10 protein-coding genes and 1 pseudogene are annotated in these 12,936 nt (G+C 67.2%); 7 read left to right on the plus strand and 4 right to left on the minus strand.

Annotated elements, in window-relative coordinates; translation table 11 throughout:
- Nucleotides 1-317 precede the first annotated feature (317 nt).
- Entirely contained in the window at nt 318-1,589 is a 1,272-nt protein-coding gene (locus OG219_RS26130) for a hypothetical protein (protein WP_266830304.1), read from the plus strand.
- Here OG219_RS26130 and OG219_RS26135 read toward each other — a convergent pair.
- A complete protein-coding gene (locus OG219_RS26135; protein ID WP_266830306.1) occupies nt 1,579-2,559 on the minus strand; it encodes an ATP-binding protein in 981 nt (326 codons plus the stop codon). The genes OG219_RS26130 and OG219_RS26135 overlap by 11 nt on opposite strands.
- Before the next feature lie 101 nt (nt 2,560-2,660).
- On the opposite strand from OG219_RS26135, the gene OG219_RS26140 reads away from it, so the two are divergent.
- On the plus strand, nt 2,661-3,485 hold the full coding sequence (locus OG219_RS26140; RefSeq protein WP_266830308.1) for a Fic family protein: 825 nt from the start codon (nt 2,661-2,663) through the stop codon (nt 3,483-3,485).
- A 420-nt stretch (nt 3,486-3,905) separates the two neighbouring features.
- Here OG219_RS26140 and OG219_RS26145 read toward each other — a convergent pair whose 3' ends face one another.
- Nucleotides 3,906-4,739 (minus strand): HAD family phosphatase, encoded by an 834-nt coding sequence (locus tag OG219_RS26145; RefSeq protein WP_266830311.1) that lies wholly within the window; start codon nt 4,737-4,739, stop codon nt 3,906-3,908.
- Nucleotides 4,740-5,313: 574 nt separating this feature from the next.
- On the opposite strand from OG219_RS26145, the gene ssd reads away from it, so the two are divergent.
- The 3 genes and pseudogenes from ssd (at nt 5,314) to OG219_RS26160 (ending at nt 8,530) form a co-directional block, all read left to right on the plus strand.
- Nucleotides 5,314-6,408 carry a septum site-determining protein Ssd gene (ssd, locus tag OG219_RS26150; RefSeq protein WP_266830313.1) on the plus strand — a complete coding sequence of 365 codons (1,095 nt, stop codon included), beginning with the start codon at nt 5,314-5,316 and terminating at the stop codon, nt 6,406-6,408.
- Nucleotides 6,405-7,307: pseudogene (locus tag OG219_RS26155) on the plus strand (TadA family conjugal transfer-associated ATPase); the annotation flags it as partial. The gene ssd and the pseudogene OG219_RS26155, both read left to right, overlap by 4 nt.
- A gap of 390 nt (nt 7,308-7,697) precedes the next feature.
- A protein-coding gene (locus OG219_RS26160; RefSeq protein ID WP_266830316.1) for an IS5 family transposase occupies nt 7,698-8,530 on the plus strand; the annotation gives its coding sequence in 2 pieces (ribosomal slippage) (nt 7,698-8,042 and nt 8,045-8,530; 831 coding nt in all).
- Here the strand turns inward: OG219_RS26160 and OG219_RS26165 are convergent.
- Nucleotides 8,522-9,004, minus strand: coding sequence for a hypothetical protein (locus OG219_RS26165; protein ID WP_266830318.1), 483 nt, complete (start codon nt 9,002-9,004; stop codon nt 8,522-8,524). The genes OG219_RS26160 and OG219_RS26165 overlap by 9 nt on opposite strands.
- A gap of 310 nt (nt 9,005-9,314) precedes the next feature.
- Between OG219_RS26165 and OG219_RS26170 the strand changes: the two genes are divergently transcribed.
- On the plus strand, nt 9,315-10,139 hold the full coding sequence (locus OG219_RS26170) for an IS5 family transposase (protein ID WP_266821668.1): 825 nt from the start codon (nt 9,315-9,317) through the stop codon (nt 10,137-10,139).
- Nucleotides 10,140-10,552: 413 nt separating this feature from the next.
- Nucleotides 10,553-11,134: an RICIN domain-containing protein gene (locus OG219_RS26175; RefSeq protein ID WP_266830320.1), complete on the plus strand. Its 582-nt coding sequence runs from the start codon at nt 10,553-10,555 to the stop codon at nt 11,132-11,134.
- A 176-nt stretch (nt 11,135-11,310) separates the two neighbouring features.
- Here the strand turns inward: OG219_RS26175 and OG219_RS26180 are convergent, their stop codons facing one another.
- Nucleotides 11,311-12,489 (minus strand): acyltransferase, encoded by a 1,179-nt coding sequence (locus tag OG219_RS26180; RefSeq protein WP_266830323.1) that lies wholly within the window; start codon nt 12,487-12,489, stop codon nt 11,311-11,313.
- Nucleotides 12,490-12,936 lie beyond the last annotated feature (447 nt).

A 12,936-nucleotide genomic window follows, 5' to 3' on the forward strand; every position in this document is an offset into this window, starting at 1 on the left:
GGCGCGGTCGCGGAACAGGTGGTCCCCCGCCGGGGAGGCGGAGGGCGGATCGCGGCCGTGGGTCACGGCGTGCAGCGGCGGGATTTTCAACGCTCGGTAAACGGATCGTAATGCAGAGTAAAGGCTTCGTGCGGAAAACCATAGCAAATGGGGCATTAATTCACCCCTCGGAGTGAAGCAAGCAATTGATCGGCTTGTCGTACTTATTCAATCTCGGCCTCGTGCGACCTTGGCGGCACTACCGGCATATAGCCGTGGATCACCGCGTAACGCGCAAATCACTGTTGCCCAGACTGAAGGAAGAAGGCGGGCGGAAGATGGCCGTCACCCAGAGGATCGCCGCGGGCGTAGCACTCGCCGCGGCCTGCGCCACGGCGCTCGCCGGTTGCGCGCTGGACACCACCGGTTCCAAGGAAGGCGCGCATGGCGCGAAGAAGGCGGCGGGGGCCCCGGCGCCCAAGAGCGCGGTCCGCCTGATCGGCGACGGCTCCACCGCGTACACCGGCGCGCAGCCGCATCTGCCCCGGCCGGAACGGCTGAAGCCCGGTCAGAAGCCCCCGCAGTTCGTGATCTTCTCGTGGGACGGCGCAGGCGAGGACAGCCAGAAGCTGTTCTCGCACTTCCGGAAGGTCTCCAAGGCCAACAAGGCGACGATGACGTACTTCCTGAGCGGCGTGTACATGCTGCCGGAGGACAAGCGTGACCTCTACAAGCCGCCGCAGCACTCACCGGGCAGCTCGGAGATCGGCTTCAACGACGAAGCGGGCATCGAGGAGACCGTGAAGCAGCTGCGCGGGGCGTGGCTGGAGGGCAACGAGATCGGTACGCACTTCAACGGCCACTTCTGCGGCACCGAAGGCGGGGTCGGTGACTGGTCGGTCGCCGACTGGAAGGACGAGATCGCCCAGGCGAAGTCGTTCGTGAAGTCCTGGAAGACCAACACGGGCATGAAGAAGGCGTCCCCGCTGCCCTTCGACTACGACAAGGAGCTCGTCGGCGCCCGCACGCCCTGCCTGGAGGGGCAGAAGAACTTCATGAAGGCGGCCCGCCAACTGGGCTTCCGATACGACACCTCAGGCGTCAACAACCAGGTCTGGCCCAAGAAGAAGGAGGGCCTGTGGGACCTGTCGATGCAGCTCGTGCCGTTCCCCGGGCATTCCTACGAGCAGCTCACCATGGACTACAACTTCATGGTCAACCAGTCGGGTACCAAGACCCAGGGCGACCCCGACAAGCACGAGTACTGGGGCGACCAGATGCGTGACGGCCTCCTCAAGGGCTTCGATCGCGCCTACGACGGCAACCGCGCGCCGCTGATCATCGGCAACCACTTCGAGTCCTGGAACGGCGGCACCTACATGCGCGCCATCGAAGAGGTCATCGAGCGCGTCTGCACCAAGTCCGACGTGCGCTGTGTCTCCTTCCGGCAACTCGCCGACTGGCTCGACGTCCAGGACCCGGCCACCCTGGACAAGCTCCGCGGCCTCAAGGTCGGCGAGACCCCGAAGCAGGGCTGGGCGTCCCTTCTCTCGGGCCGCCCCGCCCCGGCCCCGAAGGGCGTCCCCGGGGCGCCGGCGGTCAAGCCGTAGCCACCAGTCCCTCACCGAGTACGAAGCCGGGGTCGACCTGCGCCGCCAGGTCCGCCCCGGTCCTCTCGTTGCCCCAGCTGTCGGCGTTCTTCAGGTGGAAGTGGACCATCTGGCGCGTGTAGCGCTCCCAGTCGCGCCGTTCGTACGTGGCGTCGGCGGCGCTCTGCAGGGTGTGCAGGGAACGGCGGTTGCCCTCTTCCAGGAACTCGAACCGGGGTGAGCGGCCCTTCTCCATGGAGCGCACCCAGTCCGAGTGCCCGACCGTGACCAGGAGGTCGTCTCCGACTTCGGTGCGGAGGAAGTCGATGTCGTCCTGGCCCTGCACCTTGTTCCCGACGACCTTCAGGGTGACGCCGAAGTCGCGGGCGTACTCCTTGTACTGGCGATAGACGGAGATTCCCTTCCGGGTCGGCTCGGCGACCAGGAACGTGATGTCGAACCGGGTGAACATGCCGGACGCGAAGGAGTCCGAGCCCGCCGTCATGTCGACGACGATGTACTCGCTCCGCCCGTCGACGAGATGGTTCAGGCAGAGCTCCACTGCACCGGTCTTGGAGTGGTAGCAAGCCACTCCCAAATCGGCCTCGGTGAACGGGCCGGTGACCATCAAACGGACGGCGCCGCCGTCGAGTTCCACCGGCCGCGCGCAGGCTTCGTAGACCGGATTCTCCTCGCGCACCCGCAGCAGTCGCGACCCCTCGCCGGGCGGGGTTGTCTTGATCATCGTCTCGGCGGACGTGATGCGGGCGTTGGTACCGCGCAGGTAATCCTTGATCAGCGGCAGCCGCTCGCCCATCGCGGGCAGCCCGGCGGCGACCGTCTCTTCGAGGCCCAGCGCGGCCCCCAGATGCTGGTTGATGTCGGCGTCCACCGCGACGACAGGCGCCCCTGAGGCAGCGAGGTGGCGGATGAAGAGCGAGGACAGGGTGGTCTTGCCGCTGCCGCCCTTCCCAACGAAAGCAATTTTCATGTTCACAAAGCGTAGTCGGATGATGGCTCTGGGTGCATCGCTCGCGTGGAGAAGACCACTCCATCGTGGGGCGGCGTGCGCGGGTGCGTAATGTCGTACTCATGAGTACGACAGGCGCGGCCGCCGATCCGCTCGCGGCCCTGGGCTCGCTGCCCGGGGTGGCCGAATCCGTGGAGTCCGTCCGCAAGGCCGTGGACCGGGTCTACGGGCACCGGGTCATGCGGCGTCGCAGCAACGAGATCACGTCCGAGGCGGCGCTGCGCGGCGCGCGCGGATCCGCGGCGCTGTCCGGCGCCGACTGGGCCCTCGAAGAGGTGCGCCGCCGCACCGACTTCAGCGCGGACGAAGAGGGCCGTACGGTCGGCGCGGCCCTCCGGCTGACCGCCGAGGCGGGCCAACTGCTCTCCATCTGGCGGCAGTCGCCGCTTCGTGTGCTGGCCCGGCTGCACCTGGTGGCGGCCGCGGACAAGGGCGACGAGGTCGGTCGTCCGCGCCAGGACGGAGAACCGGTGGACGAGCCGCTCGTCGAGCTGCCGCTGCCGGACGCCCACGAGGTCGCCGGCCGTCTCGAAGGCCTCTCCCAGCTGATCATCGCGGGCGGCTCGGCCCCCGCCCTGGTGACGGCGGCCGTGGTGCACGGCGAACTCCTCGCCCTGCGCCCCTTCGGCTCCCACAACGGCCTGGTCGCGCGCGCGGCGGAACGCATCGTCCTGATCGGCAGCGGCCTCGACCCGAAGTCCGTGTGCCCTGCGGAGGTCGGCCATGGCGAACTCGGCCGCGCGGCCTATGCGGCAGCCCTGGACGGCTACGCCTCCGGTACTCCGGAGGGGATGGCGGCCTGGATCGCCCATTGCGGCAAGGCGGTTGAGCTGGGGGCCAGGGAGTCGACGGCCGTCTGTGAGGCGCTTCAGCGCGGGGCGGCGTAAGGCTCGTACGTTCGTAGGTCTTGAAAGCGCCCCTACTAGGAGGGCGAAAAACTCCCTGAACAGGGTTGCGGCGGTACGAGTTCTCGTACCGCCGCTGGCATGTTCACCGGGTTACCAAGCGTCCTCGAATATTGCCCATCAGGCCGGGAACTGTGGCCCGTTTCCTGGTGCGGCTGGCCCGTAATCGACGGGTCGACGTCGCGTGGGTGCTCGATGTTCATGCGCGGTCCGTGGGGCCTTGGTTGCGTTTAAAGGTGATCCTCTCGGATGTCCTTGGTCTCGCGGGCCGTTAACCCCTTTGTACTCCTGGTCCAGAGGAAGCGGAACCCCTGGCTGCAGTTCTTTACTTTTAGGTTCAAATGGGTTTGAAACGGGCGTGAGTGTGCTGCCCGCGCACGCGTGACGTGATGCGTGACGCGATCACGCCACCGTCGCGCGCCTCCGGCTCGCGTACCAGACGAGTCCCGCCGTGGCCGCCGCCGCTCCTATCGCCGCCGCCGCGACGAGCGCCGGACGGGGCGGTACGGACAGCGTGGGCAGTCGCTGCTTCAGCCGGACCGGACGGTGGAAGTCCAGAATCGGCCATGAGCGGGCCAGGGCCTCGCGCCGCAGCGCGCGGTCCGGATTCACCGCGTGCGGATGGCCTACGGACTTCAGCATCGGCAGGTCGGTGGCCGAGTCGCTGTAGGCGTAGCAGCGCGAGAGGTCGTACCCCTCGGACTCGGCCAGTTCCCTGACCGCCTCGGCCTTCGTCGGCCCGTACGCGTAGTACTCCACCTCCCCGGTGAAGCAGCCGTCATCGCCCACGACCATGCGGGTCGCCACCACGCGGTCCGCGCCGAGGAGTTCGCCGATCGGCTCGACCACCTCCGCACCGGACGTGGACACGATCACGACGTCGCGGCCGGCGATGTGGTGCTCCTCGATGAGGGATGCGGCCTCGTCGTAGATGATCGGGTCGATCAGGTCGTGCAGCGTCTCGGCGACGATCTCCTTGACCTGCTGGACGTTCCAGCCGCGGCACATCGAGGAGAGGTACTTCCGCATCCGCTCCATCTGGTCGTGGTCGGCGCCGCCCGCCAGGAATACGAACTGGGCATATGCGGTCCGCAAGGCGGCCCTGCGGTTGATCAGGCCGCCTTGGTAGAACGACTTGCTGAACGTGAGCGTGCTCGACTTCGCAATGACCGTCTTGTCCAGATCAAAGAAGGCTGCTGTGCGAGGCAAGGAGTGGTTTTCCACGAGCACGAGCATAGGCGCCCACCATTCGGCGTAAGGTGAGGCGCGTGGGTTTGCCTGAGAGGGCTCTCGGGTACACCATGGAAGTCACGGATCGTTCGCGACCGTGCTAACCCGGTCTGGCTCCTCCCCCCCGAGTCGGACCGTGGGGACGACCCCCGCTCTCCCCCCCGGCGGGGGTCGTCGCATGTCCGGATGCATTTTCTTCCCCCACTTGCGCGGCCTCGGGACCCTGTTGTCCCCCTTGAGGCCGCGCTTTTGTCTGTGCGTGATCCGTCACTGTGTGTAGCTGTGGGGCTGCTCTGCGGGAGTTGCCCAGCGGTCACCGGTATGGGTGAAGGCGATATTCACAGGCCCTGAGTTGTCCACAGAAATCGACCAAGATCCACACGATTTCCGGGATCGCTGCACCGTGATTCCAGCGCGCTCCGCTCACGGCAAGTTCATGGCCGGTTCCGTTTGTCGGGCGCGTTTGGCCGGTTCGTATCGGCCGCTCATATGGAGGCCGGTTGCCGGCTCTTCACATGAGCGTGAATCAGCGGGGCCGCAGAGGGCCCCGCGCAGGAAGCAGCGAAGGGGGCTGGAGATCGTGGCGGGAGTCATCACACACGACCGGCCGCCCGCCGCCGAGGGGCGGCAGGGCGGACCGTTGATCGTCACGGAGGACGCCGAGCTACTGGACGACCTGCTGCGCCTGTGCGCGGCGGCGGGCGCCAGGCCGGAGGTTCACCACGGGGTGCCGGAGCACAGAGGCAGGTGGGAGGCCGCGCCTCTCGTGCTGGTCGGCGACGACGCCGCACGGCGGGTGCGGGGTGCCGCGCGCAGGCGCGGAGTGGTTCTGGTCGGCCGGGATCAGGACGATTCCGAAGTCTGGCGGCGGGCTGTCGAGATCGGCGCCGACCACGTACTGATGCTGCCCGATGGCGAGCAATGGCTGGTCGACCGCATCGCCGACGTGGCTGAAGGAGTCGGCCGGCCCGCGCTCACCGTCGGCGTCCTCGGCGGGCGTGGCGGGGCCGGAGCTTCCACGCTGGCCTGCGCGCTCGCCGTCACCTCGGCGCGCGAGGGGCGCCGCACTCTGCTCGTGGACGCGGATCCGCTGGGTGGCGGACTCGATGTACTCCTGGGCGGAGAGGGGGTCGAAGGCCTGCGCTGGCCCGCGTTCGCGGCCTCGCGCGGCCGGGTCGGCGGTGGCGCACTGGAGGAGTCCCTGCCCGAACTGCACGCGCTGCGGGTCCTGAGCTGGGATCGCGGCGACTCCGTCGCCATTCCGCCGCAGGCTGTACGGGCGGTCCTGGCCGCCGCCAGAAGGCGTGGCGGTGCGGTGGTCGTCGACCTGCCACGTCGCATCGACGAAGGCGTCGCCGAGGCCCTCGCCCAGCTCGACCTCGGGGTGCTGGTGGTCCCCGCCGACCTGCGCGCCATCGCGGCGGCCGGACGTGTGGCCTCCTCGGTCGGCATGGTCCTGCGCGATCTCCGGGTGGCGGTGCGCGGACCGTACGCCCCTGGCCTCGACGACCGCGAGGTGGCCCGGCTGCTCGGGCTGCCGCTGGTGGGTGAAGTGCCGGTCGAACCCCCGCTGTTGGACGGTGGCGTGCCACCTGGGGCATCGCCGCGAGGGCCACTCGCCCGGTTCTGCTCGGCCTTCTGGGCGCGGGTTCCGGTGGAAGGCGGGGGCGTATGAGCTGGGACGCCGTCACGGGGATGGACTGCGGCGCGGGTCTCGGCGGGCGTACGGGGCTGCTGGACGACGTACGGCAGTGGCTCGCGGAGAGCGGCTCCGAGCCCACCCCCGCGCGCGTGGCACAGGCCCTGCGCGAACAGGGCCGCGTGCTGGGGGATGCCGAAGTCCTTGGTGCGGCCGAGCAGTTGCGCTCCGAACTGGTCGGCAGCGGTCCACTGGAACCGTTGCTCGCCGATCCGACGGTCACCGACGTACTGGTATCGGCGCCGGACCGCGTGTGGGTGGACCGGGGCGGAGGCCTGGAGCTGACGGCCGTCTCCTTCGCGGACGCGGCGGCGGTACGACGTCTCGCACAGCGCCTCGCGGCCGTCGCCGGGCGAAGGCTGGATGACGCCCGGCCGTGGGTCGACGCCCGGCTTCCGGACGGCACCCGCCTCCACGCGGTACTGCCACCGGTGGCCGTCGGCTCGACCTGCCTGTCCCTCCGGGTCGTACGGCCACGCGCCTTCACGCTCGACGAGTTGATGGCGGCGGGCACGGTGCCACCCGGCGGGGACCGGGTGTTGCGAGCACTGATGGACGCGCGGTTGTCGTTCCTGGTCAGCGGTGGGACCGGGACGGGCAAGACGACCTTGCTGAGTGCGCTGCTGGGGCTTGTCGGTCCCGGTGAGCGGATCGTTCTCGCCGAGGACTCGGCGGAGCTGCGGCCCGACCATCCCCATGTGGTGCGCCTGGAGGGGCGGCCCGCCAACCAGGAGGGCGTCGGGCTCGTCGCGCTCCAGGACCTGGTCCGGCAGGCCCTGCGAATGAGACCGGACCGGCTGGTCGTCGGCGAGGTGCGCGGGCCGGAGGTCGTGTCCTTGCTGGCCGCGCTGAACACCGGCCATGAGGGCGGCTGCTGTCGGGTGGCTGTGAAGATTTCAGTAGCGCAAGATTCATTTCAGTAGAGATTTCAGTAGCGCACGGAAGATTTCAGTGCGATCACCGAGCGTGACTGATGTATTCCTGTCTCAGCTCACCGGACCAAACACTCAGTGAGGACGCAGCTTGGTCCGTGTCGCCACCCTCCCGGGTTATCTAGGGTTCCTTGCACTTTGCGCAGGTTAGATGACCGATCAGCGATACAGGCATGTAAGGCATATGGCAGGAAACGGTTCGGCCGAACCGTTTCCTGCCCTTCCGTTTCAGGGTGCGGCAGTGCCGCCACATGCTGTTCGGGGCGAGGAAGCTTCCCTTCCAGCGCGACTTAGGCATCGTTTCTTATGGCGTGATCGTTCGTTGAACCGTGCATGACGGATCTGGTTGAGCGGCTGGTGCCGGACGAGTTGTGGGCGCTGTTTCGGCGGGTGGTGCCGCCAACGGAGGTGATACGTCCACAGGGCGGGGGTCGGCGGCGGGCCGGTGACCGCGAGACCCTGGCCGCGATCGTCTTCGTGGCCACCTCGGGCTGCACCTGGCGGCAACTCCCATCGGTGTTCGGTCCGAGCTGGCAGACGGTCTACCGACGGTTCGCTCAGTGGAGTCGGGTGCGTGTCTGGGCAAGGCTCCACCGCGTCGTCCTCGACGAACTCGGCGCGTGCGGCGAGCTCGACTGGTCGCGGTGCGCGATCGACTCCCTCAGCCTCCGGGCTGCAAAAAGGGGCCACTGACCGGACCGAATCCGACCGATCGCGGCAAGTTGGGATCGAAGATCCACCTGATCACGGACCGGAACGGACTCCCGCTGTCGCGGGGCATCTCGGCTGCCAACATGCACGATAGCCAGGGCCTTCAGCCGCTCGTGCGTGGCATCCCACCCATTCGTTCTCCCCGCGGACCCCGTCGTCGCCGCCCGGCGAAGCTGCACGCCGACAAGGGCCACGACTATGATCACCTGCGCCGATGGCTCCGCAGACGCGGCATCTGCCACCGCGTCGCCCGCAAGGGAATCGCGTCCTCACAGCGGCTCGGCCGCCACCGATGGGTCGTTGAGAGGACCGTGTCCTGGCTCGCCGGGTGCCGCCGACTCCACCGCCGCTACGAACGCAAGGCAGAACATTTCCTTGCCTTCGCCGGCATAGCCGCAGCCCTCATCTGCCACCGCAGACTCGTCCAGGTGGACGGACAGGACCAATCAGCGTGAGGCTCCGACGCTGCTGACCCAGACACTGAAGGGCGTGATCTCCGGCTCGGTCTCCGTCTGCTCCGAGAGGCTCTGCGCGTTGTCCAGGTCCGACCAGGCGATGAAGCCTGGCTCGCTGTCGGCCAGAAATCCCTCGACGACCGGACCGAGGTCGTCCGAAGCAACATAGGTACTGCTGAACGGCAACGCATCCAGGGGCACAGAACCGGTCGAGCACCGGAGTTGCCCTGTCTGTTCGTCGTGCCACACGTAGAACGTCGCCACCCCGGAGAAGCCCAGATCGCGAATGCGTTGCCGGATGGCAGCGGCAGTCCGCTCGAAGGCAGCCACCACCTCGGCGACGGACAACGAACTCCTGTCCTCGTCCACCGCACCCAGCGACCAAGTGTTGGTCTCCCACTCCACCCGCCGGTCCGTCGGCTCCAGCACCAGAGGCTCGTCCGCCACCTCAGCGATCCACGTCAACAGCACCACAGCAGTATCCCTGCACAGCTCGACCCGAGAACCACCAAAAGAAACGACGTCTTAGTGAGCGTTTGGTTAGCTTATCCGGTAGTCCATCACGATTTTGAGCCGCCGATCCGAGGCGCCGGTTTGGCGATCCGCGAGGAAAACGGCTTATGCAGCAATGAAGCAGCCGACAATGCGCCGGGTTCCTCATTGAAGCTCCCGTCTCATTTGGAAACCCACCGGTTCACGCTGGATTGCGAACTCATGCCCCGGCGCCCCGAACACCCCCGCACACGCCCTGCCCAGGCCGGCCGCCGCCACATACCCAGGCATCATGCAGCCCTCACGGCCCTACCCCAGCGACCTGTCCGACGCCCGCTGGGATCTCATCCGCCCCACCCTCGAAGCCTGGCGTCAGCACCGCAACGGCATCCGCAAACCCACCCACGATCTGCGCACGCTGATGAACGCCATCCTCTACGTCGACCGCACCGGCATCCCCTGGCGCTACCTGCCCCACGACTTCCCGCCCCATCAGAGCGTCTACGGCTACTTCGCTCACTGGGAAGCCGACGGCATCTTCGACCAGCTGACCGGACTGCTCCGCGGCAAAGTCCGCCAGGCCGAAGGCCGCACCAGCGAGCCCAGCGCCTGCCTGATCGACAGCCAGAGCATCAAAACCTCCGCCACCGTCCCCATGACCAGCCAAGGCATCGACCCAGCCAAGAAGATCATCGGCCGCAAACGGCACATCGTCACCGACACGCTCGGACTCCTGCTCGCCGTCACCGTCACCGCCGCCAGCGTGCACGACTCCGCCGCCGGCACCCAACTCCTCACAGGCGTCGCCGCACGCCACCCCACCATCACCAAAGCCTGGGCCGACAACGGCTACAAGACCAAAGCCATCGAACACGCCGCCCACCTCGGCATCGACCTGGAAATCGTCCAACGCGACCCCGCCACCCGCGGCTTCCACGTCCAACCCCGCCGCTGGGTCATCGAACGCACCCTCGGCTGGCTCATGCACCACCGCCGCCTCGCCCGCGACTACGAAACCCACCCGCACCGCTCAGCCGCCATGATCCAACTAGCCGCCATCAACCTCATGACCCGCCGCCTCACCCACGAAACCACCCCCAACTGGCGCGACAGCTAAGCCAAATGAAACAGACATCGGAGAACCAAACGCTCACTTAAGCCCTTCTCGGCCTGCACCGTCATGTCCGTGCCGACCGCGCGCCTTGACCAGCCACGCTTGCACGCTTCTGGCTGCGCCACCCATGCTCCGGGCTCGTCTTCACAGCGTGTGTGCGCCAGGGTGCCTCGGACATGGATCAAGCCACTATGTATGCGGCATATTTTGAAGGCATGTCACAGGGAACCCACAGAGTTCGCTGACCTGCTGGAATGCCCTCGGAAAAGATCTCTAGGTGTCCGCCACATGCCGGGCATGCACCCGTCAAGTGAGCCCTTCCGGTCTAAGTGTTCAAGTGATCTAGCGGACCCTCCGGTCCGCCTGGTTGAGTACTCCTGGTAACAGCGAGCGCACCAAACGTGAGGAGAGGCAACATGCGTACAACCCAAATCAGGAGTGCCGTCGCAGCCGTTCTGGCCGGAGCATTGATGGCAGTGGCCAGTCCAGCGGTCGCTCACGCTCAGTCATCACAGGACAGTGAGTGGGCGCCCGTGCCGTTGTCGACCCTTCGGACCGCGGCCGCAGCCGGCTACGGGCTTGGGAACTACAAGTCCGGGAAGTTCCTGCAGCCCGCTGGCGGTAGCACCGCCAACGGCGCCACGATCGTCCAGCAGACCGGGAACCAGGCCGTGTTAGCGCAGCACTGGATACTTGTCCCGGACGGCGACTACTACAGCTTCGAGAACGACGCCTCAGGCAGAAACCTCGGTATCGACGGCGCCAGCACCGAGGCTGGCGCGGTGGCCATCCAGGCGGATGGATCCTCCGGCACCAATCAGGACTGGGTGCTCGCTGTCGACTCTGCGTATCCCGCCAACACCTTCAAACTGAGGAACCGCAAGAGCGGCCTGTGCCTGGGTATTTCGGGCGGGAGTACCGCGAACGGCGCGGTGGCTGCTCAATTCGCCTGCGAGGGCGGGGCGCCTAACCAGGGCTGGGGATTGTTCAACCAGTGACCTAGCGGTCATCGGGGGTCCTGGCCCGCACCCCCTGTAGGGCACGGTCCGGATCCGAGGGCGAGCCAGCAGGTTTCAACCCGCAGTATCTGCCGTCACGACGCCCCGGACCTTGATTGGTCCGGGGCGTTTCGGCTTGCTCCAGGCAGGATTTGGCTCGTGTGCGGCGATGCTCGTCACGGCGACTGAACGCGGCGTGCCAGCTTCCGGCCGTATGTCTGGCTCGGCGCTTCGATGTAACGGTAGGCCAGCACGCACAGCGGCAGCAGCACGGCGAAGAAAGCCACTTCGAGCGCGAGATTGTCCCGCCGTGAGCGGCCGATCGTGCCGTCGGTCACCGCCAGCAGCACCGGATGCAGCAGGTAGACCGAGTAGCTGATCGTTCCCAGGCCGGTCAGCCAGCGCGGTATCCGTCGGCGGCGAAACGCCAGTCCGACACCGAAAGTGAGCACGGCCAGGAGGAATGCCACGATCCAGCCGCGCCGTGTGAAATAGCCCCCGTCGTCGTGCCCGTACGCACTCCCCACGGCACAGGCAACCACCACGACGGCTGTGCAGGCCGCGCACAACCAGGTGCTCTGACCGTTCTCGGCCCGGTAGACGGCGGTGCCGAGAAACATCACGGCCAGGATCACCAGCCCCTCCCACATGGAAACCGTGCCATTGAAAGCGACCAGCACGAGCGCCAGCACCCCGCCCAGCACGCCCCCGAAGACGCGCAGCGCGGGTGACCCGGCACTCGCACAGAAGATGGCAACCACCATCGCGATCGAGGCGAGCGCGATGAGTGGGCCGGTGCCGACCGTGTCAGAGAGGGCGGAGGCCGGCAGCATGACCCCTGCCGCCGCGCTCACGACGGCGAGCACGGACAGGGAGACGGCGACCGCCGCCGACCGCTGGTGCAGGCGAACCGTGAAAAGAGCAACGACCAGCAGATAGAAGGCCATCTCATACGAGAGCGTCCACAGGACGATAAGGAGACTGGGTGTCCCCAGCAGCTCTTGGAGCAATGTGACATGGGCGACGGCCACCGCGGCAGCGCTCTGCCGACCGAAGTCAGCGCGAATCTCCGCGATGCCCACCAGGTTGAGGACCAGGAGTGCGGTGACCGCAGCCACGCACAGTGGGTACACACGGAATACCCGTCCGATCCAGAAGGTCCGGATGCAGCCCCGGCGCTCAAGCGATGCGGGGATGATGTAACCGCTCACCAGGAAAAACACCATGATGCCGTACCGGCTCGTGTTGAACTCCGGCATCAACTCCCGCCGAAACTCCGCCATGAAGGCGTACGACGAGTGCTCGAAGACCACGACGAGTGCCGCAATGCCGCGCAACGCGTCCAGCCAGCCCAATCGCGATGGACCGGCTGCTGCACCGGATGCGGGTAGTCGTGGCGGTGAGGAGGGTAACCGCTCCAGCGGCGGAGGGGTGGGAAGCTGGGATTCCATACTCATCCTTGCATCGGGACATGACGGGCCCACATCAAAATGGCAGGGGGGTGATCTTGAACGAGGGAGTGGCTTGGCCGACGGAACTCGCCAGCAGATGTCGACGACGGCCGACATCACCCCGCCCGCGGCGGGAACTGCGTCGGACGAGTTCTGACACCACTTGCCCAAACCGACGCGGCGAGGCACCGAATACTCACCGGCCTGCGGAAAAAGCGGCCTCGGCTGGGCCACGGCGACCGGGGCAGTGCTGGAGCTCACCGACCTCCCGGGCCAGTGGCGCGGCCAAGCGGTGTCGAGACTCGCCTACAAGCGGTGCTGCTCTTCACGCACAGGGACAGGGGAACGTGC

The sequence above is a fragment of the Streptomyces sp. NBC_00038 genome (genome assembly GCF_026343635.1).
Classification (GTDB): Bacteria; Actinomycetota; Actinomycetes; order Streptomycetales; family Streptomycetaceae; genus Streptomyces.

Coding starts and splice junctions, on each gene's coding strand:
- OG219_RS26130 (WP_266830304.1), top strand. CDS start 318: ATGGCCGTCACCCAGAGGATCGCCGCGGGCGTAGCACTCGCCGCGGCC.
- OG219_RS26135 (WP_266830306.1), bottom strand. CDS start 2,559: ATGAAAATTGCTTTCGTTGGGAAGGGCGGCAGCGGCAAGACCACCCTG.
- OG219_RS26140 (WP_266830308.1), top strand. CDS start 2,661: ATGAGTACGACAGGCGCGGCCGCCGATCCGCTCGCGGCCCTGGGCTCG.
- OG219_RS26145 (WP_266830311.1), bottom strand. CDS start 4,739: ATGCTCGTGCTCGTGGAAAACCACTCCTTGCCTCGCACAGCAGCCTTC.
- OG219_RS26170 (WP_266821668.1), top strand. CDS start 9,315: ATGCAGCCCTCACGGCCCTACCCCAGCGACCTGTCCGACGCCCGCTGG.
- OG219_RS26175 (WP_266830320.1), top strand. CDS start 10,553: ATGCGTACAACCCAAATCAGGAGTGCCGTCGCAGCCGTTCTGGCCGGA.